Source organism: Lentzea californiensis (genome assembly GCF_024648825.1).
GTDB lineage: Bacteria > Actinomycetota > Actinomycetes > Mycobacteriales > Pseudonocardiaceae > Lentzea > Lentzea californiensis.
Window position 1 is genome coordinate 315000 of record NZ_JANBBE010000003.1, and the last position, 23669, is coordinate 338668.

The 23669-nt window shown below is 69.6% G+C and carries 27 protein-coding genes; 15 read left to right on the forward strand and 12 right to left on the reverse strand.

Going from position 1 to position 23669, the window contains the following annotated elements:
• Positions 1–12: 12 nt before the first annotated feature.
• On the reverse strand, positions 13–774 hold the full coding sequence (locus LX88_RS15830; RefSeq protein ID WP_258948537.1) for an IclR family transcriptional regulator: 762 nt from the start codon (positions 772–774) through the stop codon (positions 13–15).
• An 82-nt stretch (positions 775–856) separates the two neighbouring features.
• On the opposite strand from LX88_RS15830, the gene LX88_RS15835 reads away from it, so the two are divergent.
• Genes LX88_RS15835 through LX88_RS15850 form a run of 4 tightly spaced genes read left to right on the forward strand, consistent with a single transcriptional unit; the run spans position 857 to position 2979 of the window.
• Positions 857–1591 carry a phosphotransferase gene (locus LX88_RS15835; RefSeq protein WP_258948538.1) on the forward strand — a complete coding sequence of 245 codons (735 nt, stop codon included), beginning with the start codon at positions 857–859 and terminating at the stop codon, positions 1589–1591.
• 24 nt (positions 1592–1615) lie between these two features.
• Positions 1616–1768: a hypothetical protein gene (locus tag LX88_RS15840; RefSeq protein ID WP_170176115.1), complete on the forward strand. Its 153-nt coding sequence runs from the start codon at positions 1616–1618 to the stop codon at positions 1766–1768.
• Positions 1769–1784: 16 nt separating this feature from the next.
• Positions 1785–1961, forward strand: a complete 177-nt coding sequence (locus tag LX88_RS15845; RefSeq protein ID WP_258948539.1) for a hypothetical protein — start codon at positions 1785–1787, stop codon at positions 1959–1961.
• 22 nt (positions 1962–1983) lie between these two features.
• The gene (locus LX88_RS15850; protein WP_258948540.1) at positions 1984–2979 is read left to right on the forward strand and encodes a YdcF family protein; all 996 of its coding nucleotides are present in this window, start codon (positions 1984–1986) and stop codon (positions 2977–2979) included.
• On the opposite strand, the gene LX88_RS15855 is transcribed toward LX88_RS15850, so the two are convergent.
• Complete coding sequence (locus tag LX88_RS15855; RefSeq protein WP_258948541.1) at positions 2976–3479, reverse strand: DUF305 domain-containing protein; 504 nt, start codon at positions 3477–3479, stop codon at positions 2976–2978. The genes LX88_RS15850 and LX88_RS15855 overlap by 4 nt on opposite strands.
• Before the next feature lie 52 nt (positions 3480–3531).
• Entirely contained in the window at positions 3532–3861 is a 330-nt protein-coding gene (locus LX88_RS15860) for a hypothetical protein (protein ID WP_258948542.1), read from the reverse strand.
• A 61-nt stretch (positions 3862–3922) separates the two neighbouring features.
• Here LX88_RS15860 and LX88_RS15865 point away from each other — a divergent pair, with 61 nt between their 5' ends.
• The gene (locus tag LX88_RS15865) at positions 3923–4378 is read left to right on the forward strand and encodes a DUF4396 domain-containing protein (RefSeq protein WP_258948543.1); all 456 of its coding nucleotides are present in this window, start codon (positions 3923–3925) and stop codon (positions 4376–4378) included.
• Positions 4379–4384: 6 nt separating this feature from the next.
• Here LX88_RS15865 and LX88_RS15870 read toward each other — a convergent pair whose 3' ends face one another.
• Positions 4385–4831: a hypothetical protein gene (locus tag LX88_RS15870; RefSeq protein ID WP_258948544.1), complete on the reverse strand. Its 447-nt coding sequence runs from the start codon at positions 4829–4831 to the stop codon at positions 4385–4387.
• A gap of 171 nt (positions 4832–5002) precedes the next feature.
• Here LX88_RS15870 and LX88_RS15875 point away from each other — a divergent pair, with 171 nt between their 5' ends.
• Genes LX88_RS15875 through LX88_RS15885 form a run of 3 tightly spaced genes read left to right on the forward strand, consistent with a single transcriptional unit; the run spans position 5003 to position 8198 of the window.
• Complete coding sequence (locus LX88_RS15875) at positions 5003–7279, forward strand: glycosyl hydrolase family 18 protein (protein ID WP_372511328.1); 2277 nt, start codon at positions 5003–5005, stop codon at positions 7277–7279.
• Positions 7280–7330: 51 nt separating this feature from the next.
• Positions 7331–7765 carry a helix-turn-helix transcriptional regulator gene (locus tag LX88_RS15880; RefSeq protein ID WP_258948546.1) on the forward strand — a complete coding sequence of 145 codons (435 nt, stop codon included), beginning with the start codon at positions 7331–7333 and terminating at the stop codon, positions 7763–7765.
• Positions 7766–7775: 10 nt separating this feature from the next.
• Positions 7776–8198: a VOC family protein gene (locus tag LX88_RS15885; RefSeq protein WP_258948547.1), complete on the forward strand. Its 423-nt coding sequence runs from the start codon at positions 7776–7778 to the stop codon at positions 8196–8198.
• Here LX88_RS15885 and LX88_RS15890 read toward each other — a convergent pair.
• A complete protein-coding gene (locus LX88_RS15890) occupies positions 8185–8937 on the reverse strand; it encodes an MBL fold metallo-hydrolase (RefSeq protein ID WP_258948548.1) in 753 nt (250 codons plus the stop codon). The genes LX88_RS15885 and LX88_RS15890 overlap by 14 nt on opposite strands.
• A gap of 58 nt (positions 8938–8995) precedes the next feature.
• On the opposite strand from LX88_RS15890, the gene LX88_RS15895 reads away from it, so the two are divergent.
• Together LX88_RS15895 and LX88_RS15900 are read left to right on the forward strand one after the other, a co-directional pair.
• Positions 8996–10258, forward strand: coding sequence for a sensor histidine kinase (locus LX88_RS15895; RefSeq protein ID WP_258948549.1), 1263 nt, complete (start codon positions 8996–8998; stop codon positions 10256–10258).
• Complete coding sequence (locus LX88_RS15900; protein WP_258948550.1) at positions 10255–10902, forward strand: response regulator; 648 nt, start codon at positions 10255–10257, stop codon at positions 10900–10902. The genes LX88_RS15895 and LX88_RS15900 overlap by 4 nt, the downstream gene beginning before the upstream one ends.
• A 168-nt stretch (positions 10903–11070) precedes the next feature.
• Here the strand turns inward: LX88_RS15900 and LX88_RS15905 are convergent, their stop codons facing one another.
• The gene (locus tag LX88_RS15905) at positions 11071–15015 is read right to left on the reverse strand and encodes a CHAT domain-containing protein (RefSeq protein ID WP_258948551.1); all 3945 of its coding nucleotides are present in this window, start codon (positions 15013–15015) and stop codon (positions 11071–11073) included.
• Between the two features lie 49 nt (positions 15016–15064).
• Positions 15065–15214, reverse strand: coding sequence for a hypothetical protein (locus LX88_RS15910; RefSeq protein ID WP_258948552.1), 150 nt, complete (start codon positions 15212–15214; stop codon positions 15065–15067).
• 75 nt (positions 15215–15289) lie between these two features.
• Here LX88_RS15910 and LX88_RS15915 point away from each other — a divergent pair, with 75 nt between their 5' ends.
• Both LX88_RS15915 and LX88_RS15920 read left to right on the forward strand, forming a co-directional pair.
• Positions 15290–15976, forward strand: coding sequence for a DUF6338 family protein (locus tag LX88_RS15915; protein WP_258948553.1), 687 nt, complete (start codon positions 15290–15292; stop codon positions 15974–15976).
• 68 nt (positions 15977–16044) lie between these two features.
• Positions 16045–16584, forward strand: coding sequence for a hypothetical protein (locus LX88_RS15920; protein WP_258948554.1), 540 nt, complete (start codon positions 16045–16047; stop codon positions 16582–16584).
• On the opposite strand, the gene LX88_RS15925 is transcribed toward LX88_RS15920, so the two are convergent.
• Together LX88_RS15925 and LX88_RS15930 are read right to left on the reverse strand one after the other, a co-directional pair.
• On the reverse strand, positions 16581–16934 hold the full coding sequence (locus tag LX88_RS15925) for a VOC family protein (RefSeq protein WP_258948555.1): 354 nt from the start codon (positions 16932–16934) through the stop codon (positions 16581–16583). The two genes, LX88_RS15920 and LX88_RS15925, sit on opposite strands and share 4 nt — an antisense overlap.
• A 15-nt stretch (positions 16935–16949) precedes the next feature.
• The gene (locus LX88_RS15930; RefSeq protein WP_258948556.1) at positions 16950–17900 is read right to left on the reverse strand and encodes an RNA polymerase subunit sigma-70; all 951 of its coding nucleotides are present in this window, start codon (positions 17898–17900) and stop codon (positions 16950–16952) included.
• Between the two features lie 56 nt (positions 17901–17956).
• Here LX88_RS15930 and LX88_RS15935 point away from each other — a divergent pair, with 56 nt between their 5' ends.
• Positions 17957–18547, forward strand: coding sequence for a maleylpyruvate isomerase family mycothiol-dependent enzyme (locus LX88_RS15935; RefSeq protein WP_258948557.1), 591 nt, complete (start codon positions 17957–17959; stop codon positions 18545–18547).
• On the opposite strand, the gene LX88_RS15940 is transcribed toward LX88_RS15935, so the two are convergent.
• Positions 18540–18983: a MarR family winged helix-turn-helix transcriptional regulator gene (locus tag LX88_RS15940; RefSeq protein WP_258948558.1), complete on the reverse strand. Its 444-nt coding sequence runs from the start codon at positions 18981–18983 to the stop codon at positions 18540–18542. The genes LX88_RS15935 and LX88_RS15940 overlap by 8 nt on opposite strands.
• 55 nt (positions 18984–19038) lie before the next feature.
• Between LX88_RS15940 and LX88_RS15945 the strand changes: the two genes are divergently transcribed.
• On the forward strand, positions 19039–21015 hold the full coding sequence (locus LX88_RS15945) for an MMPL family transporter (RefSeq protein ID WP_258948559.1): 1977 nt from the start codon (positions 19039–19041) through the stop codon (positions 21013–21015).
• 14 nt (positions 21016–21029) lie between these two features.
• Positions 21030–22133 carry a winged helix DNA-binding domain-containing protein gene (locus LX88_RS15950; RefSeq protein WP_258948560.1) on the forward strand — a complete coding sequence of 368 codons (1104 nt, stop codon included), beginning with the start codon at positions 21030–21032 and terminating at the stop codon, positions 22131–22133.
• 20 nt (positions 22134–22153) lie between these two features.
• On the opposite strand, the gene LX88_RS15955 is transcribed toward LX88_RS15950, so the two are convergent.
• Both LX88_RS15955 and LX88_RS15960 read right to left on the reverse strand, forming a co-directional pair.
• Entirely contained in the window at positions 22154–22858 is a 705-nt protein-coding gene (locus LX88_RS15955) for a hypothetical protein (protein ID WP_258948561.1), read from the reverse strand.
• A 67-nt stretch (positions 22859–22925) separates the two neighbouring features.
• Entirely contained in the window at positions 22926–23540 is a 615-nt protein-coding gene (locus tag LX88_RS15960) for a nucleoside/nucleotide kinase family protein (protein WP_258948562.1), read from the reverse strand.
• Between the last annotated feature and the right edge of the window lie 129 nt (positions 23541–23669).

The window sequence follows — 23669 nt, forward strand, 5'->3', positions numbered from 1 at the left end:
CAGAACACCTGATCATCCAAGACCGGCTTCCGGTGGATGGAAACTGGGCTCCAGCATCCGGGCGATTCCCCGAGCCGCCACCTGCAACGCCGCCACGAGCCGGGCGCGCACGTTGCGCAGGTCGGGCACCACGATCCCCAGCGCGGCGACGACGTGCCCGTCCACCTCGACCGGCACGCCCACGCTGCACGCCCCGAGCGTCATCTCCTCGAACGTCTGCGCGTACCCGTCGCGCCGAACCCGGTGCAGCTGGGCCCGCATCCGACCGGGTTCCGTGACCGTGAACGCCGTGATGCGCGTCAGCCCGTGCATGAGCACCTGCTCCTGCACCTCCTTCGGGGCGTGGGCGAGCAACACCTTCCCGACCCCGGTCGCGTGCAACGGCAGCCGGCTCCCGGTGGTGCTCACGATCGGCACCGACGCGTGCCCGGAGACCCGGTCGAGGTAGAGCACCTCGGTCCCCTCCCGCACGGCCAGGTGCACCACGGCGCGCGTCGCCGCGTGGATGTCGTGCAGGAACGGCTCCGCGACCCGGCTCAGGTCCACCTCGCCGACGGCCAGCAGCCCGAGCCGCCAGATCCGCCTGCCGATCACGTACTCGCCGGAGTCCAGCCGCCGCACCGCGCCCCACTCCGCCAGTTCCGCGAGCAGCCGGTGGGTGGTGCTGATCGGCAGCCCGCTGCGCCGCGCGATGTCGCTCAGGGTCTGGCGGCGGTGCCGGCTGTCGAAGGTGCCCAGCAGCGACAGCAGCTTGGAGGAGACGGTGGCGGCCACCCCGGGGATTCTGCCCGGTCCATTCCAGCCCAGCCGGGAAAGTCGCTTCGGGCGTGCGGGTGTCGCCGGTGAGACTGGGCGGATGACGTACCTCGGTGAAGGCTGGGACAGCACGGCCGTCCTGATCGGACGCTGGGTGGAACGGCGGCCGCGCCGTCCGGAGATCGGGCCGCAGCTCCTGCGCGAGTCGGTGGTCATGCCGTGGCTCGCACCCCTGCTACCGCTGCCCGTCCCGGTGCCCGTGGTCGTGTCCGAAACGCCCGTGGTCGTGCGGCACGAACTGGTGCCGGGGGAGGAGCAACACGCGCTCAACGCCGTCCAGGGCCGTCAGCTCGGCCAGTTCCTGCGCGCCCTGCACGCCGCACCCCTCGCCGAGGCCGTCCAACGGGGCGTCGGCCCGCGGCAGCTCCCGATCGAACGCTTCCGGGCCGAGGTGCGCGTACCCGGTGCTGAGGAACTGCTCGCGCAACTCGGCGGCCTGCCCGCCGACACGCTCGTCCACGGCGACCTCGGCCCTGAGCACGTGCTGGGCCGCGACGGCGTGCTGACCGGCGTGATCGACTTCGGCGACCTGCACGTCGGCGACGCCGCCATCGACCTCGCGTGGGCACTGCACTGCACGCCGCCCGAGTTCGCCGGCGCCTTCGCCGAGACCTACGGCGTCACGCGGGGCCTGCAGGAGAGGGCCCTGATCTGGCACCGACTCGGACCGTGGCACGAAGTCCTTCGCGGCAACGACATCGGCGACCAGGAGGTGGCCGAGATTGGGCTGGCCGGAGTAGTGGATCGATTGGGAACCTGGGTATCCCACGGCTGACAGCCACTTTCCGAGGAGGACGAGATGCCCTGGGTTCGCCAGCACCGCCGCAGCCGCCCTTACAGCTGGTTCGGGTCCACGACGGTCCGCCGCCACTACCGCAGGCCGCAGGGTTCGATGTGGATCGTGGTCGCCGCCGTGCTCGCCGTGATCCTGCTGCTCGTCGTCCTGTTCTGAGAGTAGGGTCGGGTGCATGGGACAGTTGGGCGAGTTGTTCCCCGGCCCCAAGGTCCGCCGCGAGGCGACGGACGCGGGCACGGGCGAGGACTACGAGGAGACCGGACCGCTCGACCTCACGGCGGGCGCGGTCCGCTTGAGGCCCCGTCCGAAGCCCGCGCCACAACCCGAGAGCACCGACAGCACCGGGTGATCGCCGGTACTACCCTTGCCCGGTGCTAGCCGGGCTGCTCTTCCTCATCCCCGCCATGTTCTTCGTCATCGGCGTGCTCCGCGACCGGCGGAGGCTGAGCAACGCCGTCTGGCTCGGCATCGCGCTGGTGATGCTGCTCCTGCTGCTGGCGGAGGCCGGGCGGGACAACCCGGTGCTGAGCCTGCCGTTGATCCTCGCGTTCGTGCTGGCCGTGCTGGGCCTGCTGCTGCTCCCGCTCGCGTTACTTGCCAACGGCCTGGTCATGGTCCGCCGCGAGGGCCGCTCGCTGGGCAACCTGTTGTCGTTGCTCGCGGGCCTGGCCCTGCTCGGCGAGATGGTCTACTTCGTGTGGGGCATCGCCCAGCCCAGCGACTGGATCCGCGGCTCCGCGATCGGGTTGTTCCTGGTGTCCGCGTACATCGCGTTCCTGTTCGTGAGCCTGCTGCTGTACTCGGTGATCTACGGGCGCACCGGCCGCCGCCACGGGTTCGACGGCATCGTCGTGCTCGGTGCCGGCCTGATCGGGGACCAGGTGCCGCGACTGCTGGCGAACCGACTCGACCGCGCGATGCGGCTCTACCACCGCGACCGCGAGGCCGGCCGGTCACCGGTGATCGTGGTGTCGGGCGGGCAGGGCTCGGACGAGCAGGTGTCCGAGGCGTTCGCCATGAGCGAGTACCTGCTCGAACGCGGCGTGCCGGACGACGACATCGTCCTGGAGGACCAGGCGACCACGACCGAGGAGAACCTCCGCTACAGCAAGGCGTTGCTCGCCGAGCGGGGTCTCAACGGCCGGGTCGTCGCGGTCACGAACAACTACCACGTGTTCCGCACCGCCGTGCTCTCCCGCAAGCAGGGCCTGCGCTTGCAGGTCATCGGCGCGCCGACGGCCTGGTACTTCGTGCCCAGCGCGTTCCTGCGGGAGTTCGTGGCGCTCCTGGTGCGCAACCCCGTCGTGCACGGCCTGGCGTGCGCCCTGCTGATGGCCGGCGGGCTCGCGCTGACCCAGATCGGCTAACCGAGCAGGGTCTTCATCTCGGCGATCTCCTTCTGCTGACCGTCGATGATCTCCTGAGCGAGCTTCCTGGCGCCTTCGTCCTCGCCCTCGGCGAGCTCGGTCCTCGCCATCTCGACGGCACCTTCGTGGTGCTTGATCATCATCTCCAGCCACAGCCGGTCGAACTCGGCGCCGCTGGACTTCTCCAGCTCCGCCATGTCGTCACCGCTCATCATCCCGGCCATGTCGTGGCCCTGGTGCTCCTGCTTCGCTCCCCACCGATCGAGCCACTCGTTCATCCGGGAGATCTCCGGGCCCTGCGCCTTCTCGATGCGCTGGGCGAGATCGCGGACCTCGTTGTTGCCGCTGCGGGACGGCACGAGCTTCGCCATGTCCAGCGCCTGCTCGTGGTGCGGGACCATGCCCTGCGCGAACTCGACGTCGGCAGCGGTGTTCGCGGGACTGCCGCAGGCGCTCAAAACGAGCATGCCGACGACAGCCCCGATGAGGGACTTCTTCACGAGAATCTTCTTCTCTCTGCGTGTGTGGACAGTGCCGAGTGGACTGATGAACTCAGTTTCGAAGCACGCAGAGAGTCGTGAGGAGCTGTCTTCCGCCCGGTGGCGGACGTGCGGGTGTGCTCGGCGGCGCCTCGCCGGGCAGCGCCACGAGCCGGGGGAGTGCCGTCCGCACCAGGAACCAGCCCAGCACGACCACGGCGGCGGCAGCCAGCACCGCGAGGCACAGGTGCAGCAGGTCGTGCTCGTGCGGTGGTTGTTCCTGCTGGTGGGAGACCGCGTGCCCGGTGTGCGGGGACTCCGCGGCGGCGACGTGGTGCATCCCGACGACGGCGAGGACGAGCGCGCACAGCAACACCCACTGGGTGAGCCGGCGCCTCGTCATGCCGAACACCCTACGGTGAACGGCCTTGATACAGGTACCCCCTAGGGGTATATTCGGCGGCATGGACCACCACACTCCCGCGAGTCTGACCAAGCAGGCGATCTCCGCGACGCTGCACTGCCTCACCGGCTGCGCGATCGGCGAGGTGCTCGGCATGGTCATCGGCACGGCGCTGGGCTGGAGCAACCTCGCCACGATCGTGCTGGCCGTGGTGCTCGCGTTCGTGTTCGGCTACTCGCTGACGATCCGCCCGGTGCTGCGTTCGGGTCTCGCGTTCAAGGCGGCGCTCGGCGTGGCGCTGGCGGCGGACACCGTGTCGATCGCGGTCATGGAGGTCGTCGACAACGCGGTGATGCTGCTCGTGCCCGGCGCGATGGACTCGGGCCTGGCGAACTGGGTGTTCTGGGCGGCGCTGGCGTTCTCGCTGGCCGTCGCGTTCGTGGTGACGGTGCCGGTGAACCGCTGGATGATCGCGCGCGGCAAGGGCCACGCCGTGGTCCACCAGCACCACCACTGAGTCGGCTCAGGCGCGGGTGAACCGCATGATCCAGTTCGGTTCCCAGGTCTCGCCGCCGTCGTAGGAGAACCGCTGCTCCCAGACGGGCTCGTCGCCGGGCGTCCAGTCGAAGCGCACCTTCACCGCGTGCCCGCCGACCTCGTCGTCGCCGAGGAACACCCCGTGCCCGTCGGTGAACCGGCCCTCCAGCGGCGGGTCGAGGTGGCCGGGGGCGCGGGTGGAGGCCCACCAGATGCGCCAGACGTCGGCGGCGGGGTCGTACTGGCGCAGCGTCATGCCCTCCCAGTCGTTCGCGAAGACGCTGTCGATGATCGCCGCGCCGCCCAGCAGGGGTCTGGCTTCGGCCCGCGTCTCGAACTCGACCCACTCGGTGCCGCGGCCGACGATGTCGGCGACCTTGCGGTTGGCCACCCGCCAGCGGCCGTGGAGGAAGTTGAAATCGTTCTCACTCATGGAAAAGACGCTAAACCGATTCACTGACACCTTTTGTCAGTGATCGACTATTGACCTAAAGGTCTGGACCATTTTACCGTTCCCGGCAGTGGCCGCCGCCCTAGCCAGGAGGTCCTTCCCTTGCGACTGCTCGCCAGAGTGGTCCCGGTGCTAGCTCTGCTAGCCGGGACCGTGATAGCCGTGACCAACGCACCGTCCGCAGCCGCAGCCCACGAGGACTGCCGGCCGGACGGGCTGTACAAGACGCCGGGCGTCGAGGTGCCGTACTGCACCGTCTACGACACCGCCGGCCGCGAGACCATGGGGGACAAGTCCAGACGTGTCATCGGGTACTTCACCAGCTGGCGGACCGGCAAGAACGGTCAGCCCGGGTACCTCGCCAAGGACATCCCCTGGAACAAGGTCACGCACCTGAACTACGCGTTCGCGCACATCGACGCCCAGAACAAGATCTCGGTCGGCGCGAACGACGCGAACAACTCGTCCATCGGCATGGAGTGGCCAGGCGTCCCCGGCGCCGAGATGGACCCGTCGCTGCCCTACAAGGGACACTTCAACCAGCTCACGAAGCTCAAGAAGCAGAACCCGAACGTCAAGACGCTGATCTCGGTCGGCGGCTGGGCGGAGACCGGTGGCTTCTTCAACGCCGACGGCTCGCGCAACGCGTCGGGCGGCTTCTACAAGCTCGGCCAGAACCAGGCCGCGATCGACACGTTCGCCGACAGCACCGTGGCCTTCCTGCGCCAGTACGGCTTCAACGGCGCTGACATCGACTACGAGTACGCGACGTCGAACAACCACGCCGGCAACCCGGACGACTTCTGGATCTCCAACGCCAACCGCGGCACGCTGTGGGCCGGCTACCAGGCGATCATGAAGACGCTGCGCGAGAAGCTCGACCGCGCCGGTGCCGCCGACGGCAAGCACTACATGCTGACCGCCGCCGTGCCCGCCTCCGGCTGGCTGCTGCGCGGCCAGGAGGCGTACCAGGTCGTCAAGTACCTCGACTACCTGAACGTCATGAGCTACGACCTGCACGGTTCGTGGAACCAGTTCGTCGGCCCCAACGCCGCGCTCTACGACGACGGCAAGGACGGCGAGCTTTCGGCCGGTGGCGTGTACACGGCGCCGCAGTACGAGGGCATGGGCTACCTCAACACCGACTGGTCGTACCACTACTACCGCGGTGCCATGCAGGCCGGACGCATCAACATCGGCGTGCCGTTCTACTCGCGCGGCTGGCAGGGCGTCACCGGTGGCACGAACGGCCTGTGGGGCAAGGCTCCGCTGCCGAACCAGTCGCAGTGCCCGCCCGGCACCGGGTCGTCGGTCGGCTCGACCACTCCGTGCGGCAACGGCGCGGCCGGCATCGACAACATCTGGCACGACGTCACCGCGGGTGGCGCCGAGGTTCCGTCCGGTGTGAACCCGTTGTGGCACACCAAGAACCTGGAAGCCAAGATCACCGGCTCCTACGGCGCGCAGTACGGCCTCGACCCGGTCAACGACCCGACCGACCGCCTCACCGGCACCTACGCGCCGTACTACGACTCGACGCTGAAGTCGCCGTGGCTGTGGAACAACGACAAGAAGGTGTTCCTCTCCACCGAGACCGAGCAGTCCATGGCGGAGAAGGCCAAGTACGTCAAGGACAAGGGCCTCGGCGGCATCATGATCTGGGAGCTCGCCGGCGACTACAGGTTCGACTCCGCGAAGAACGAGTACTTCATCGGTGACACGCTGCTGTCGACCATCAACACCGGTCTCAACGGTGCCGCGCCCTACGGCAACCTGAAGGCCTCGACGCAGCAGGCCCAGTCCCTCGCGGTCGACGTGGACGTCCACGGCTTCGCGCTGGGCGACAACAACTACCCGATCACGCCGAAGATCAAGTTCACGAACCGCTCGACCGTCACGATCCCCGGTGGCACGAAGATCGCGTTCGACTACGGCACCAGTGCGCCGGGCAGCATGGGCGACCAGTCGGGCTTCGGCCTGAAGGTCGTCTCGAAGGGGCACAGCGGGCCCAACGTCGGCGGCCTCAAGGGCGACTTCCAGAAGGCGGAGCTCACGCTGCCGTCGTGGCAGTCGCTCGCACCGGGCGCGTCGATCGAGGTGACCGTCAGCTACCAGCTGCCGATCTCGACGCCGTCGAACTTCGTGTTCACGTTCGGTGGCCAGTCGTACGCGATCAGCGCGGACCACCCACGCATCGGTGGCGGCAACCCGCCGACCTCCACGTCCACGACCACCACGACGACGACCACGACCACCACGTCGAACCCGCCGGCCTGCTCGCTGCCCGCCTGGGAGAGCGGCAAGGTCTACAACGGTGGCAACGAGGTGTCGCACAAGGGCCGCAAGTGGAGGGCCCAGTGGTGGACGCAGAACGAGGAGCCCGGAACCACGGGTGAGTGGGGCGTCTGGCGTGACCAGGGTGCCTGCTAGTCCGTCGTAGAAGTCAGGGATCTGTCAGGCGCGGGGCTTAGGCTGTTCATCGTGACCGTCCAAGACCCGCGCCTGCAGGAGCTGGTGCTGCTCCGCAAGGTCCGCGACCGGATCGACCGCGAGTACCGGCAGCCGCTCGACGTCGCGGCGCTGGCCCGCGGTGTGCACCTGTCCGCGGGCCATCTCTCCCGTGCGTTCCGCGCGGCCTTCGGCGAGTCGCCCTACAGCTACCTCATGACCCGCCGCATCGAGCGGGCCATGACGTTGCTGCGCCGGGGCGACATGTCCGTGACCGACGTCTGCTTCGAGGTCGGCTGCACGTCGCTCGGCACGTTCAGCACCCGGTTCTCCGAACTGGTCGGCATGTCCCCGAGCCAGTACCGAAAGGTCGCGGCCACCGACGGTCAGGGCATCCCGAACTGCCTGGCCAAGGCCGTGATGAGGCCGATCAGGAATCGAGAAGCGGCGGCCGGTCCGTCCGATTAGGTTGACCGCCATGTCAGTCATCATCGCGTCGGCGTTCCTGCCGGCAGACGACCCCGAGAAGTCCCTCGGCTTCTTCCGCGACGCCCTCGGCTTCGAGGTCCGCCAGGACGTCGGGCAGGGCACCATGCGCTGGATCACCGTCGGTCCGCCCGGCCAGCCGCAGACCGGGATCGTGCTGCACCCGCCCGCCGCCGACCCCGGCGTGAGCGACGAGGAACGCCGCACGATCGCGGTCCTCATGGCGAAGGGCGTCTACACGGCCATCTCGCTCGCCTCGAAGGACCTGCAGGGCACGTTCGACCGAGCCAGGGCGTGGGTCGAGTCGTCCGGGGCGGGCGAGGTGCTGCAGGAGCCCGAGGACCAGCCGTGGGGCGTGCGCGACTGTTCGTTCCGCGACCCGGCCGGCAACCTGGTTCGCATCAACCAACTCTGACCGTGGAGCCCGGCTCGGCGTAGCCGGCCGGGCCGCTGAAACGGGCCGAGGCGCGGGTGACCGCTTCCTGCGGGGTCAGGAAGCGGCCCACGTGCGTCACGACCAGCCTTCGCGCCTGTGCCGCGTCGGCGGTGCCGCCCGCGTCCTCTGGCGTGTGGTGCACCATGTCCGGCGTCTTCTCCGCGCTCTCGGACTCGCACAGCAACACGTCGGTGCCGTTCGCCAGCTCGGTGAGGCTCGGGCACGGCGCGGTGTCGCCGGAGTACGTCAGCGACGCGCCTCCCGCCTCGATCCGCACGCCGAACGCCGGGATGCCGTGCTCGACGGCCGCTGTCGTCAGCCGCATCGAGCCGATCGCCGCCTCGAGGCCGTGGTGCAGCTCGACCACCTCGAACGCGTCCTCCACCGGGCTGCGCACCGGGCCGTTGGTGAGGAAGCCGGCCAGCCGGTCGGCGATGCCGGGCGGGCCGTACAACGGGACCGGGCCGCGCTGGACGTCCGCGAAGAGCAGCGCGTAGTAGGCGGTGAGCAGGTCCGCGCTGTGGTCCGCGTGCAGGTGCGAGATCCAGATCGCGTCCAGGTCCTCCAGCCGCGTGTAGCGCTGCAACGGGCCGAGCGTGCCGGTGCCGGCGTCCATCCACACGCGAGTGTCGCCGTGCGACACCAGGTAGCCCGAGCACGGGTTGTCCGTGCTCGGGTACGGCGTCGCGCACCCGAGCACGGTCAGGCTGAGGTCCATCGGTCAACGGTAGATCACGTCCCGGTTCCCGGAAACGCGCGACAGGTACCTTCATCGCGTGGAAGAGCCCGTGTGGAACGAGTGGCGGCGGCCCGGCCCGACTGCGGGGCAACGGCGCCGGGACATCGGCATCGCCGTGATCGTGCTGCTGTGCGCGATCGAGGTCACGGTGTTGGTCAACAGCATGGGCGCGTACGTCTTCCAGGACCCTCCGGGGCTGCTGGCGCAGGTCCTGTGGATGGTGGTGCTGTCCGTGCCGCTGGTGGTGCGCCGCCGCTACCCGCTCGCCGTGATGCTCGTGGTGTCCGCGCTGTTCATCGCCGCGCAGGTCAACCGGGCCGGCGACACGCTGGTGCCGTCCGCGATCCTGTTCCTCGCGATCTACACGGTCGGAGCCTGGGAGCAGAACCGCCGCGTCGCGCGCTGGTCGCGCATCGGCGTGATCGCCGCGATGTTCCTGTGGCTCGGGTTCAGCCTCGTGCGTGCCCTGCTGGGGCCGAAGGGGGACTTCAAGGACGCGGCCGGGCCGATGGACCCGGTGCTCGCCTCCGTCCTCTACGGACTGGAGTTCAACGTCTTCTTCTTCCTGTTCGCCTACGTGGTGGGGGAGTTGGCCTGGTCGGGTGCCCGGCGCCGGGCCCAGCTGGAGTTCCAGGCCGAGGAACTGCGCCGTTCGCAGGAGCAGAACACGCGTGGCGCCATCGCGGCCGAACGCATGCGCATCGCCCGCGACCTGCACGACGTCGTCGCGCACCACGTGTCCGTGATGGGCATCCAGGCCGGTGCCGCGCGCCGCGTCCTCGACTCCGACCCCGCCCTGGCCCGCGACGCCCTGCAGACCGTCGAACAGACCGCCCGCACCGCGATCAGCGAACTGCGCGGCCTGCTGGGCGTGCTGCGCGCGGACTCGGACACCGACCTGAAAGCGGCGCCCGGACTCGATGACCTGCCGGAGCTGTTCGAGAGCGCCCGCGCGGCCGGCCTCGAGGTCTCGCACGGTGTCTACGGCGACGCACGCGAGGTGCCGTCGGGTGTCGCGTTGTCGGCGTATCGGGTCGTGCAGGAAGCACTGACGAACGTGGTGAAGCACGCCGACGCACAGCACGTCGACGTGCGGATGCGGTTCCTGGACAGCGCGTTGGAACTGGAGATCACCGATGACGGCCGTGGCCGTTCGACTTCCACGAGCTCGGGGTTCGGTCTCGTGGGAATGCGCGAACGTCTTGCCGTGCACGGAGGTTCGCTGGAAGTAGGGCCACGGCGCGAGGCGGGCTTCCTGGTCCGTGCGTCGCTGCCGACCTTGTTGGAGGAGAAGGCGTGAGTCTGCGAGTAGTGCTGGCCGACGACCAGGACCTGGTCCGCGCCGGATTCCGGGTCATCCTCGGCACCGAGCCCGGCATCGAGGTGGTCGGCGAGGCGGGCGACGGCGCCGAGGCCGTGGAACTCGTCGCCGAGCTGCGCCCCGACGTCGTGCTGATGGACGTCCAGATGCCCCGCATGGACGGCCTGGAAGCCACCCGTCAGATCCTTTCCACAGGTCACGGAACCCGTGTCGTCATATTGACCACGTTCGACCGTGAGGACTACCTCTTCGAGGCACTGCAGGCGGGCGCGAGCGGCTTCCTGCTCAAGAACGCCTCCCCGGAGGACCTCGTGGAGTCCGTGCGGGTCGTCGCGCGCGGGGATGCCTTGCTCTCGCCCGAGGTCACCCGGCGGGTGATCGCCCGCTTCAGCACGGCGCCCAGGGAGCGCACCCGGCCGCCCGAGCTCACCGACCGCGAGTTCGAGGTGCTGGTGGAACTGGCCAAGGGCGCGTCGAACGCGGAGATCGCCGCGACGTTGTTCCTGGGGGAGACCACCGTCAAGACGCACGTGTCGCGCGTGCTCACCAAGCTCGGCCTGCGCGACCGCACTCACGCCGTGGTGTTCGCCTACGAGAGAGGGATCGTGACTCCGGGCGGCTGAGACCTAGTGCGGTGACCACGAACCTTCACGGGGTCTTCCGGTGCTCAGCAGGGCGCCTCGCGGCACCGTCCCCGCGCCCCTGTACGTCCAGTACTCGGGACGCGGGGACGGCACCGCGACGCACCCGTCTGAACAGCGGAATACTCGGTAAAGGTTCGTGGCCACCGCCTAGGCGCCGATGTGGACGTATCCGGCCCACAGCAACGGTTCTGCCTTGCGCTGCGCACGAACCAGAAGCGCGACCTCACCGATGGCGGTCGCGGCGGCGTCCGGCCCCGACACCACCACCTTGCGGTAGAACGCCTCCGCGATCTTGGCGGCCAGCTGGTCGCCCACGGCCCACAGCGTGCCGACGACCTGCCGGAAGCCGGCTAGGAACAACGCGGCTCCGAGGTGGATCGACTCGTCGGACAGCTCCGGCGCCCCCATCGCCGTCCGGCACGCCGACAGGTACGCGAACTGGGCGTCCTCGGTGCGCACCTTCGCGATGTCCAGCACGCTCAGCACGCCGTCGGCCAGGACGATGCCGCTGCCCGACGGTGCGTTCGGGTCGTGGGCGCCGTGGCAGGAGACGTGGACGAACCGGTGCCGGGCGAGCTCGGCCGCCGCGGCCGCGCGAGTGGCCTGGAGATTCAGCAACGCCTTGTGCCGCGCGCCCGGCAGCAACCGTTCGACGGTGGCGACCTCGGCCTTGACGTGGACGAGCGCCAGCTTCTCGTCGGGGTGGTCGTCGAGCGCGATGGTGAGGAACTCCTCGATCTCCTGCCCGCCACCACGACGGGCGAGCGCCGCCGCGAGAGATCTCAGACTGGGCACGTACGACGAGACCGCCAGGTCGAGACAGCACCGCCCGCTCGTGGCGTCGGTCGCGGCGTGCAACGGCATCGTCGCCAGCGGCCCGGTAGGACACCAGAACAGCCTCGGCCTGCCCTCGGCTTCGGGCAGCGCCGCGAGCACGGGCGCGACGACCACGTGCCACAACCGGTCGAGGACAGCGGCGGCCGCCCGCTGGGCCTCGTCGTAGATCTCATGGTCACCGGAACCGAGCGCGTTCGTCGCGGCCTCCATGGCACCGCACCACCGGTCGATCTCGGGCGCCGTCGAACCGGGAAGCCCGACCGCCCGGACGCCGTCGTGGCCGACGATGATCGCGTGCCCGGACTCGCCGTGGGCGGTGAGCACCACCGCCCACTCGCCCGCGCCCAGTTCCGGATCGGCCGAGCCCTCCTGCTGCCACAGGATCGACCGGCCGTGCTCGAGCAGGTCGAGAGCACCACGCGCGTCACCCGCGTTGATCGCGAACGTGGCCGCGCGGGCGACGTGGCGCTGGTACTGCACCAGGAACCGCTCCTGGTCACTGCGCGGCAACCCCTGCCAGGCGACGAGGCTGAGCAACCGGACGACCTCGTCCCAGGCGCCGATCGCCTCGGCGGGGGAGCCGGCGCGTTCCGTCAGCACCGCCCAGCTCACTCCGGCGTTGAGCCGGGTCTCCGCCGGAGCCTGCGGCGCGCGAACGACCTCCTGGAGCAACCGCGCCGCCTCGGCCAGCGAGTTCGTCCGGCTCAGCAGCGCGGTGGCGAGGACGAAGGCCGCGACGAACCGCCTCGGCTCGTTCGCGCCGTACTCCGCCAGCTGCTCCCGCATGATCCGCAGGGCTTCGGCCTGGTCGTCCTGACGTGCGGAGGACGTGTCGGACCGGTGTAGAAGTGCCTGTGCGAGCGACATCCTCCGGCCGGTCCGCGCCGGGTGCCCTGCGGGAGTGGCCTCCAGCGCGGCGCTGATCAGCCCCACTACCTCCTCCGGGTCCGAGCTCTGCCCCTGGATCGTCCGGTAGAGCAGGAACGAGCCGAGGTTGTGCTGGGCCATCACCCGGTCCGGGTGCTCGTCGGGCAGAGCACCAAGCGCGGCGCGCAGTGCGGCGAGAGCCAGGTCGAGGTCCGCCGGGCCGGTGGTGAAGACGGACCGCTTGCGGTAGAGGCCGGCCAGTCCATTGTGGACGACGAACGCCACCCCCGTGTCGTCGTCACCCAGCCGATCCCTGGCTCGTTCGCTAAGCGCCAGAGCCTCGTCGAGGTCGGCCTTGCTGCCGAGGGCCTCGAACCGTTCCGTGAGCTTGTGCGACAGGTTCGCCAGCATCAGCGCGTCGTCCGGCTTGAGCCGCACCGCCTCGCGCATCGCCGTGACCGAACTGTCGAGATCCGCTCTGTCCCCCGCCTTCGTGAACCGCGCGATGTGCGCGCCGGCGAGGTCGTTGAGGAGCTGAGCGCGGAAGTGACGGCCCGTCCCCGTCGAGAGCAGGTCCTCCATCAGCCGAATCGCACGGTCGAGATCGCTCATGGGGGTGTTTTCCCCGTGCGTGCCGGCGAGGGACTGGGCGAGCATCCACTTCGCGTGGTCGTCGTCGGCCGGTGGCAGTTCGGGCGGCTTCTGGCGCAACTCGCCCGCCAGGTACCGGAGCTTCTCGAACAGGTCCTCGCCGTCGACGACCAGCATCGCCCGTTCGCAGAGTCCGCGCAGTCGCCGCACGATCTCGGGAGCCAGTGGTGAGCCGGCCGTGTCCGCGGTCTCGGCCAGTTGCTCCACGAGCTCGCCGAAACCCTCGCGGAATCTGGGGTTGCCGGGGATCTGGGCCTCCGGCCTGTCCATCAGCCGCAGGGCCGCGAACCAGTCCGCAGGGTTCTGGTCGCGGGCCAGCCGCATCATCAGTGCTCTCGCGTGCAGCAGTTCGTGGGCGTAGTTCTGGGGGCTGGTCTCGTCCAGGAGCCGGAGGGCCTCGTCCAGTTCGGCATCGGCACCGGTCCGCCGATAGTTGGAGACCAGTGCGTTCGCGAGCATAGAGAGCCCGCCGGGATCGCCTTCGGCGGCGAGCCGCCGGTTCACCTCGAGGAAAGCCCTGCCGTCACCGGGCTCCGCCGCCCGGTTCAGGTACTTGAGGTGCAACTCCGACAGCGTCGAGAGCAACGCCTTGCGGTGGGGTGCGGGCACGGCGTCGACCACCGGCTCGATGATCTCGACGGCCCGCTTCAGCACGTCCGCCGACAGCTCGGCCCCCGAGCTCCACACGCTCGCGATCAGCAGGAGCTGTCCCGTCAGGAAGGTCACGAGATCACCGAAGGCCGTGTGCGTCCGGATCGCGTGCGCGCACAGACCGAGGAGAAGGATCATCTCGTCGTCGGAGAGGCCGAGCGGGGCGTACCGCTCCTGCCGGTGGCCGGCCCATTCGAGCACGATCTCCCGCGCGAAGAGTCCGCTCGCGTCCTCGTACCGGGCCTCGGTGTAGAGGCCGAGCAACACCCTGAGCAGACTCGGCTTCCCGGTCGCCTTGTACCGGCTCGTCACGATCACGGCGACCAGTTCCTGGTGGAACCGCTGATCACCCTTCTCGCGCAACGCGCCGGACAGCGCTGTCACGGCGTCCGCGGCCGCGCCGGGCGTGTCAGGCAGGCTGTGCAGGCAGTCCGCGAGCAGCGCGCCCGACTCCAGCCGCGCCGCCTCGTCGTCCTCCAGCATCACCCCGGCCGCCAAGCCGATCGCCAGGACGAGGTCACCGGCGCGCTGGAACGACTCGTACCTGAAGCGCAGCAGACTGCTCAGCAGCCACCGGGTTCGCCGCGGGTTCGCTGAGGGACGCCCCGCCTGCGCGGTCAGCTTCGCGATCGCCTCGTTGAGGTCGGACGGGCTGTTCGCGACGGTGTAGCGCCGGACGAGCAGGTTCGCTTCTTCCTCCGCCGCCTCGGGGAACTCGCCGGCGTACGTGCTCACCTCGGCGAGCGCGGCGTCCAGCACGGCCCGTGACGGGTCCCGCTCCGCGCGGATGCGCCACGCGGAGACCATCGCCAGCACCGCGCTCCTGCGCGAACCCGCAAGGCCCGCGACGACGCGGAACATCGAGATGGCCTCGTCGAAGAGGCCGTCCGCGCCGCCGGCGTTCCACCACGTGATCAGCGCCCAGCCGAGGAACCAGAGGTCCTCCGCGCGCATGTCGTCCGGCGGGCTGTGCAGCACCACGAGGCGCGCTGCCTCCACCGCGGCTCGCGCAGCCTCGGCGGTGGGTGACTCTCGTGCTTTCGCGTGCAGATCAGCTGCTTGTGCGCGAAGAGCATCGATGTCCACCGAACGACCGTAGCGCGATCACCGCGGCCTTCGGACGCGAACGAACTCGTTACGGCTTGGCGGGCGGCGGGGGAGGAGGGGGCGCGTCCGCCGTCGGAGGCAGCTGCGCGTGGCTCGCGACCGCGTGGCCCCGCACGTTGTCCTCGCCGAGGTCGGCGAAGTCGATGTCGGTGAAGTCCGGGTCCTGCGGTGACGACACGGTTGGCTCCGTCCAGCTGCTCAAACGATCTTCGTGACACAATCATAGATCGCGGAGCTCCACTGGGAGGGTGGCATGGTCCCCACGACGCTCGTCGGGCTGGTCCTGTTCATCGCACTGCTGACCCCGGGCTTCGCGTACAGCGCGCGGCGGGAGCGGTCGGGGCCGGAACGGCAGTTCTCGGCGCTGCGGGAGACCGTGGCGATGGTCGTGGTCAGCGTCGTGTGCGACCTGGTCGTGCTGTCCCTGGCGCTGGTGGTGTGGTCGGCGCTGCCGAAGCGGACCGTCGACCTCACCGCGTTGCTCACCAAGCCGGGCGACTACGCGGTCAAGCACCACGTGGCGCTCTGGATCTGGGGCGTGGGACTCGTCGGCGTCGCGACGCTGCTGGCCGTGTTGATCGCGGGACCGCTGTTCGACCGGCTGGGCAGGAGGAACGAGGCCCCGTTCCTCTCCGCGTGGGGGCGCCTGTTCACCGCTCATCCCGACTGCCGGGTGCACGTGGGCTGTCACCTGTCGGACGGCACGTACGTCGCGGGGTGGCTGCTCACCTACAGCCGGTCGGCCGCGGACGTGGCGGACCGCGAGCTCACGATCAGCGGGCCGGTGCAGTACCGGGCCGCCGGGCAGCAGGAGGCGGTCGAGCTGCCGAACGTCGGCGCCATGGCGGTGAGCGCGCGACAGCTGACGCTGCTGCAGGTGAGCTACGTCCGCGCCGCGCAGCCGGGTACGCGATCTGACGTACGCGAGATCAGAACGTGAGCGGATGATGCCGCCGCCCGTGGTGACGAGAGTAGGACGCGACACCACGGGAGAAGGAGTGCATCGCGATGACCACCACCCGCAAGCTCGGCGGCCGCGCCCGCAAGGCCGTTCTGCTCGTGCACGTCCTGTCGGCGGGGGCGTGGCTCGGCATCGACCTCGCGCTGGGAATCCTCGTCGTGGTCGCACTGTCCGCTGAGGACACCGGTACCGCCGGTGTGGCGATCCAGGCGGTCGACCTGTTCGCGATCTGGCCGATGTTCGGTGCCAGCGTCGTCTGCATGATCTCCGGCGCGGTGCTCGGCCTCGGCAGCAAGTACGGGCTCGTCAGGTACTGGTGGGTCGCGGTCAAGCTCGTCCTGAACACCGGCATGTCGTTGCTGATCGCGTTCGCCCTGCGGCCCGGCGTCGAGGAGGCGGCCGGGATCGGCGAGCGGATGCCGGCGGGCGACCCGGCCGCGGTGATCCCGTCCGGCATCCTGAACCCGGTCGTGGTCGCGCCGACGCTGCTGCTGTTCGCCTACTTCCTGTCCGTGTTCAAGCCGTGGGGCCGGATCCGCAGGCCGGCGGAACCGGCCCGGCGCCGCGACCTCGTCGGGGCTGTCTAGATCTTCTGGGTCAGGTTGACCGGGTTTCCGTCCGGATCGAAGACGTGCGCCACGCGCTGCCCCCAGGGCATGTCGTTCGCAGGTCCCCGCACCCGCCCACCGGCGGCCTCGACCAGCGGCAGCACCGCGTCGACGTCCTCCACGTCGATGCTCAGGACGATGCGCGCGGGCAGCGACACGTCCGTCTCCTGGACCACGAGCCCCAGTTCCCCGTCGCCGATCTTCAGCGTCTTGAAGAAGACCGGTCCCTCGGCCGGGTAGCGGAGCACCTCGGCCGCGCCGAGCACCTGCGAGTAGAACGCCTGCGCCCGGTCGAGATCGGGCGTCACGATGATGGGCTGAACAGCCATGGACTTCCTCCAGAACTAGTCGTCCACAGAGGTACGGGACGGCCGCCCGGAACTGATCGGTTCAGCCGGGGGCGAGCCGAACAACGGCAGCAACTCGTCCACGTTCAGGTACGTGGTGTTGCCCGTCACCAACCCGTCCCGCACGTCGAGGAACACCAGCCCGAACGGCTTCTCCAAGCCGGGCCGCATCTGCCAGAACGCGGGCGAGGCGTTGGCCCGCACCGGCACCAGCCAGGCGCCGGCGCAGGCGGCGCCGGGATCGTTCAACGCGAGGGAGATCGACTCGCGGCCCCGCAGCCACCAGCTGAACGGCGGCATCGACATCGTCGCGTCCTCGTGCAGCAGGGCCACGAGCGTCCGCACGTCGTGCCGGTCGAAGGCCTCGCAGTAGCGGCTCAGGAGCGACTTCTGCACGGGATCGGACAGGTTCAGCGGTGCGCCGACGTCGGCCACCCGCAGTGTCGCGCGAGCCCGTTGCAACGCGCTGGTCACCGACGCGACCGAGACGGACAGCAGTGCGGCGACCTCGGAGGCCTGCCACGCCAGGACGTCGCGCAGGATCAGCACGGCTCGCTGGCGGGGCGGCAGGTGCTGCAACGCGGCCACGAACGCCAGCCGCACGGTCTCGCGCCGGATCGCCTGGTCCTCCGGCAGCACCAGGGCGTCCGGCACGGGCTGCACGAAGACGCTCTCCAGCAGGGGAGCGCCCAGGTCTCCGCCGGACGGGCCCAGGTCCACGGCCAGGGCGCGGCGCTGGGCACTGCGCTGCATGTCGATGCAGATGTTCGTGGCGATCCGGTAGAGCCACGTCCGCAACGAAGCGCGCTCAGAGTCGTAGCTGTCGAACGCCTTCCATGCGCGCACGAGTGTTTCCTGCACGGCGTCCTCGGCCTCGAAGCCGGAGCCGAGCATGCGGTAGCAGTAGCCGTTCAGCTCGACGCGGAACGGTTCCAGCGCCTCGATCACGCCCAGGACCCTACGCGGACCGATGAGTTCTCGTCGCCCGGCTCGTACACCAGGGCATGACCGAAGACATCCGCGCCGCCGTGGCGGCGGAACGGCGAGACCAGGCAGAACTCCTGAGTGGACTCACCGGGGAGCAGTGGCACGCGCCGAGCCTGTGCGAGGGCTGGACGGTGAAGCACGTCGTCGCGCACACGACGTTGCCGTTCCGTTCCTCGGGAACGAGAGTGGTCCTGGAGGTGCTGAAATCGGCCGGCCGGTTCAACCACGCCTCCGACCGCATGGCCCGCAAGGACGCGCGGCTCCCGGCGAGCGACCTGCTGAACTCGTTGAAGAACAACATCGACCACCCGTGGACGCCGCCCGGCGGTGGCCCGGCCGGCGCGCTCTCGCACGACGTCATCCACGGCCTGGACATCAGCGTCGCCCTGGGACTGGAGCGCCGGGTCCCGCACGACCGGCTCCGCCACGTCCTCGGCGGCATGAAGCCGTCCACCGTCAAGTACTTCGGCGCGGACCTCCGCGGCAAACGCCTGGAGGCCACCGACCTGGACTGGACGTTCGGCGAGGGCGAACCGGTCAGGGGACTGGCGCAGGACCTGTTGCTGCTGGTCTGCGGGCGGACGCTGCCGGTCGGCAGGCTCAGATGACCTCCGCGCGCACCCGCGCCGTCGCCTCGATCGTCGAGGCGAGGAAGCGCGCGACGACCTGCCGTTCCTCGGCGGTCATCCGCTCCCACGCGGCCGCGTAGCCGCGCGCCAGCGGCTGGAAGAACGTGGAGGCGAGTTCCGTCGCCGTGTCGAGCACCCGGAGGTCGACACGGCGGCGGTCGCCGGGATCGCGGTCGCGGACGACGTGACCTGCCCGCTCCAGGCGGTCCAGCACGGACGTCGTCGCCGACGCGCTGAGGTTCAGCGCCTTCGCCAGCGTGCCGGGTGTCATGGGAGCGGTCATGATGAGGTTCAGCGCTGTCATGTCCGTGGGATGCAACTCGTGGGCGGCGCTGAAGATCTCCAGGAACCGGTTCGACTCCATCACCAGCGCGCGCAGCATCATGCCCAGCTCGTAGTCGGTTGCATCGCTCACGCGCACAGCTTACTGTTTCGACCATCGAAACGTTCGACGATCGAAGGAATGTCTGATGCGAGTCCTAGCCGGGGTCCTGCTCGTCGTCTGGCTGGCCTTGGGCGGCTTCACCGGGCCGTACGCGGGCAAGCTGTCGGAGGTCGCGGAGAACGACAGCAGCGCGTTCCTGCCCAACTCCGCCGAGTCCACGCAGGTCGCGGAGCTGCAGAAGAAGTTCCAGCGCGAGGAGGCGATCCCCGCGATCGTCGTGGTCGAACGCACCAGCGGACTGACCGAAGAGGACAAGCGGTACCTCGCCGACCAGGTCAAGGGCTTCCAGGCGTCGCCGGTCATCCCCTCGCCGAACGACGACCAGGCCGCGCAGGTCGTCCTGCTGCTCGACCCGGCCGAGGACGTCAAGGACTCGATCTTCCAGCTCCGCGACGGCACGCGCGGCGCACCTGAGGGGCTGACCGTGCTGGTCACGGGCCCTGCGGCGCAGGTCGCGGACCTCGTCGAGGCGTTCGGCGGGATCGACGGGCTGCTGCTGCTCGTCGCGGGCGCCGTGGTCGCGTTGATCCTGCTGGTGGTCTACCGGAGTCCGCTGCTGCCGGTCGTCGTGCTGGTGTCGGCCGTGTTCGCACTGGGACTGGCCAGCTTCGTCGTCTACCTGCTCGCGAAGAACGACGTCCTGGCGTTGAACGGCCAAAGCCAGGGCATCCTCTCGATCCTGGTCTTCGGCGCCGCGACGGACTACGCGTTGCTGCTGGTGTCGAGGTTCCGCGAGGAACTGCGCGACACCCAGGACAAGTTCGCGTCCGTCAAGACGGCCTGGCGCGGCACGATCGAACCCATCGCGGCCTCGGCCGGCACGGTGATCCTCGGCGTGCTGTGCCTGCTGTTCAGCGACCTCGACTCGAACAAGGGCCTCGGCCCTGTCGCCGCCATCGGCATCGGTGCCGCGCTGCTGACCACGATGACGTTCCTGCCCGCGACCCTGGCACTGCTCGGCCGCGGCGCCTTCTGGCCGTTCGCCCCGAAGTTCGGCTCGAAGCACCCCGAGACGAGCGGGCTCTGGGCCCGCGTCGCGAACCTGGTGCGCCGCAGGCCGCGGGCGATCTGGATCGTCACCACGCTCGTGCTGCTCGCCGGCGCCGCGTTCCTGCCGCAGCTCAAGGCGTCCGGCACCGCCCAGTCCGACGTGTTCCTGACCCCGGTCGAGTCCGTTGCGGGACAGGAGGTGCTGTCGCGGCACTTCCCCGGCGGCACCGGCTCGCCGACCGTGATCATCGCCGCCGAGGACAAGACCGCCGAGGTCGTGCAGAAGTCCAAGGTGGACGGTGTCGCGGACGTGCGGCCGTCCGGAACGGCCGAGGGGCTCGTGCGCATCGAGGCCACGCTGAAGGACGCGCCGGACTCCGACGCCGCGGTGGAGACCGTGCAACGGCTTCGTGCGGCCGTCGACGGCATCGAGGGCACGAAGGTGGGCGGGCCGACGGCGACGTTGCTCGACACCAGGACGACCTCCGAGCACGACCGGATGCTGATCATCCCGATCGTGCTGGTCGTGATCTTCCTGATCCTGGCGCTGCTGCTGCGGTCGCTGCTGGCACCGTTGCTGCTGATCGCCACCGTCGTGCTGTCGTTCGCGGCCACGATGGGCGTGTCGGCGCTGGTGTTCAACCACGTCCTCGACTTCCCGGGCGCCGATCCGGTGGTGCCGTTGTTCGGGTTCGTGTTCCTCGTGGCCCTGGGCATCGACTACAACATCTTCCTGATGACCCGGGTGCGCGAGGAGACCCGGCAACTGGGCACGGTCGAGGGCACGCTGCGCGGCCTGAGCCTGACCGGCGGCGTCATCACGTCGGCGGGTGTGGTGCTGGCGGCGACGTTCGCGGCACTGGCCGTGCTGCCGATCCTGTTCCTCACGCAGATCGCGTTCATCGTCGCGTTCGGTGTCCTGCTCGACACGCTGCTGGTGCGGTCGTTGCTCGTGCCGGCACTCTCGGTGGACGTCGGCGGACGAATCTGGTGGCCGTCGAAGCTGCGGTGAGCCAGGATCTCGGCATGACCTTCACGGCACGTCAGCTCAACCGCGCCACGCTCGACCGGCAGATGCTGCTGAGGCGCGAACCGGTTGACCTGCTGACGGCCGTGGACCGGGTCGTGGCGATCCAGGCGCAGGAACCCGCGTCGCCGTACATCGCGCTGTGGAACCGGATCGAGGGCTTCGACCCCGCCGGCCTGGACGAGGCGTTCACGAGCGGGGTGGTCCGCAAGGCATCGCTGATGCGGATCACCCTGCACGCCGTGACGGCCGAAGACCACTCGGTGTTCCACCACGCGATGCTGCCCGCCCTGAGGGCGTCACGGCTGTACGACAAGCGGTTCAAGACGATGAACGTCACGATCGAGCAGACCGACGCACTGCTGGAACACCTGCTCGAGTTCGCCGCGACTCCCCGCCAGAAGGCGGAGATCGAGGAACTCCTGCACTCGCACGTCGGCGACGTGGGTGACCCCGGCGTCTGGTGGGCGCTGCGGACCTACGGCGGGTTGGTGCACGCACCTACGGGCGGGCCGTGGTCGTTCGGACTGCGGCCGTCCTATCTGGCCGTGACTGCCGAGCCCCGCGAGCGGATGGCGGCCGTCGCGGAGATGCTGCGCCGCTACCTCACCGGGTTCGGGCCGGCGACCGTGCTCGACATGAACCAGTTCAGCATGCTGCCGCGCACCACGATCCGGGAAGCGTTGGCGTTGCTGGATCTCGTTCGGGACGGTGATTACTACGACGTTCCTGGGCGGACGGGTTCGGACGAGGATGTTCTGGCTCCGCCGCGGCTGATGGCCATGTGGGACAGCACCTTGCTCGCCTATGCGGACCGGAGCCGGATCATTCCGGAGGAGTACCGCAAGCTCGTCATCCGCAACAACGGTGACACGCTGCCCACCGTGCTCGTCGACGGGTACGTGGCCGGGGTGTGGCGTCCGACTGTGGACGGAGGCGTTGAGGTGACTGCGTTCCGTGCTCTTGGTGAGGAGGACTGGGCCGGGTTGGCCGAGGAGGTGGCGGCTCTGCGCAAGTTCCTGGGTGATCGGGAGCCGCTGGTGTACAAGCGTTACGCGCGGTGGTGGAACGGACTCCCGGCCCACGCCGTTCGTATCTTGTGAGAATCACCCGCGAGTGGACGTCACGCGGGGCGCACCCCAGGGACGACCATCGCCACGTTCTCCTCAGGTTCGGCGGAAGCGAGGCGCTGGGCCATCGTGCCGCCCTCGGGGGTCCCGGCCGGTGACGGCACCTTGCCCAGCAGGTACCCGGCGTGGCTCACCGCGAGCAGTACGAGGAACGCCTCGGAGAACTCGGGCAGCCCGGCGATGCCGGCGGGGTTGTCCACGACCCTGAACGCCGAGACGGCCTGCGCCACGTAGATGAGCACCAGCAACACCGTGATGACGAAGTTCTGGAACTTCGCGAGGTCGATCGACTTGCCCGCCGACGCACCTTCCTCGGCGGTCAGCATCTCCCAGAACCGCCCGCTTCCGGCGCCGAGCGGGTACGCGGCCACGGTGTCCGGGTGGCTCGCGCTCTTCGTGACCTTGATGGCGCCCGCCACGACACCGGAACCGACGGAGATGCCCAGGAGCCACAGCACCTGGTCCGGGATCTGGAACCCGGCCACGTCGACCTGCCCGGCCGCGAACCGGCCGAACGCCATGCCGCTGATGAGCGAGAGCAGTACGACGGTCCACACCGTCACCTGCACCCGCGAGAGGCTGTAGCGGCCGCGGCCGTCCCTCAGCACGTTCTGCGCGCCGAGGCGGCTGGGGACCACCACCGCGAGCAGCACGATGACTAGCGCGGACACGATCCAAGCCCAGAACGTGGTCGCCATGGAGGCCTCCTCGTTACGCCGTTCGGACGCTGTGGTCGTTACGTCGTCCGGAAGCCACCAGGCGTTATCACGCCGGGTAACGATTCGGGGGTCGATGCGCGGAGTGGTCGACCACCAGGCTGGCCCGTGAGGCCGGGTCGCACGCCGCCAGGTACAGCCGCTGGCCCTCGACGTACCGGCGGTTGCGGGGGTCGTCCGGATCGGACGGACTGCCGTCGCGCCCGGCCATGCGCGCCACGGACACCTCGAAGGCGACGTCCAGGAACACCGAGAAGTCCCAGTGCGCGACGAGCTCGTCGCGGTGCAGGAAGATCCCGTCCACCAGCAGGAGCGCGTCCGGTGACGCGACCTCGAACGGCGGGTCGACGTACGCGTCGGTCTCCAGGTCGTGGCTGGCACGGCGGAACGGCCGCCCGTCGGCGAACGGCGTGAGCAGGTGGCCGGCGAACCGCGCGTAGTCGAAGCTGTCGAGGAAGAACCCCTCGGGCGAGGTCTTCCCGCGCTGCCAGCGAATCGCCCGCGGGTGGTGGAAGTCGTCCACCGAGGCCCGCACGACCTCGCGGCCACGGGAACGCACCGCCTCGGCCAGGGCGTCGCAGAACGTCGTCTTGCCCGCCCCGTCGACGCCGTCGACCGCGACCAGGCCTCGTGCGGGCAGCAGGTCGGCCACTTCGTTCAGCACCACGGCACGATTTCACACTTCGTGACCGCGGCAGGACCGATCGGATGAGACCCAGGTCTCCCCGGCCTCAAGAACGCGTAAAAGCCGGACCTGCCCCCGTAAGGACGTTGTCAGGCACCCCCTGATCAG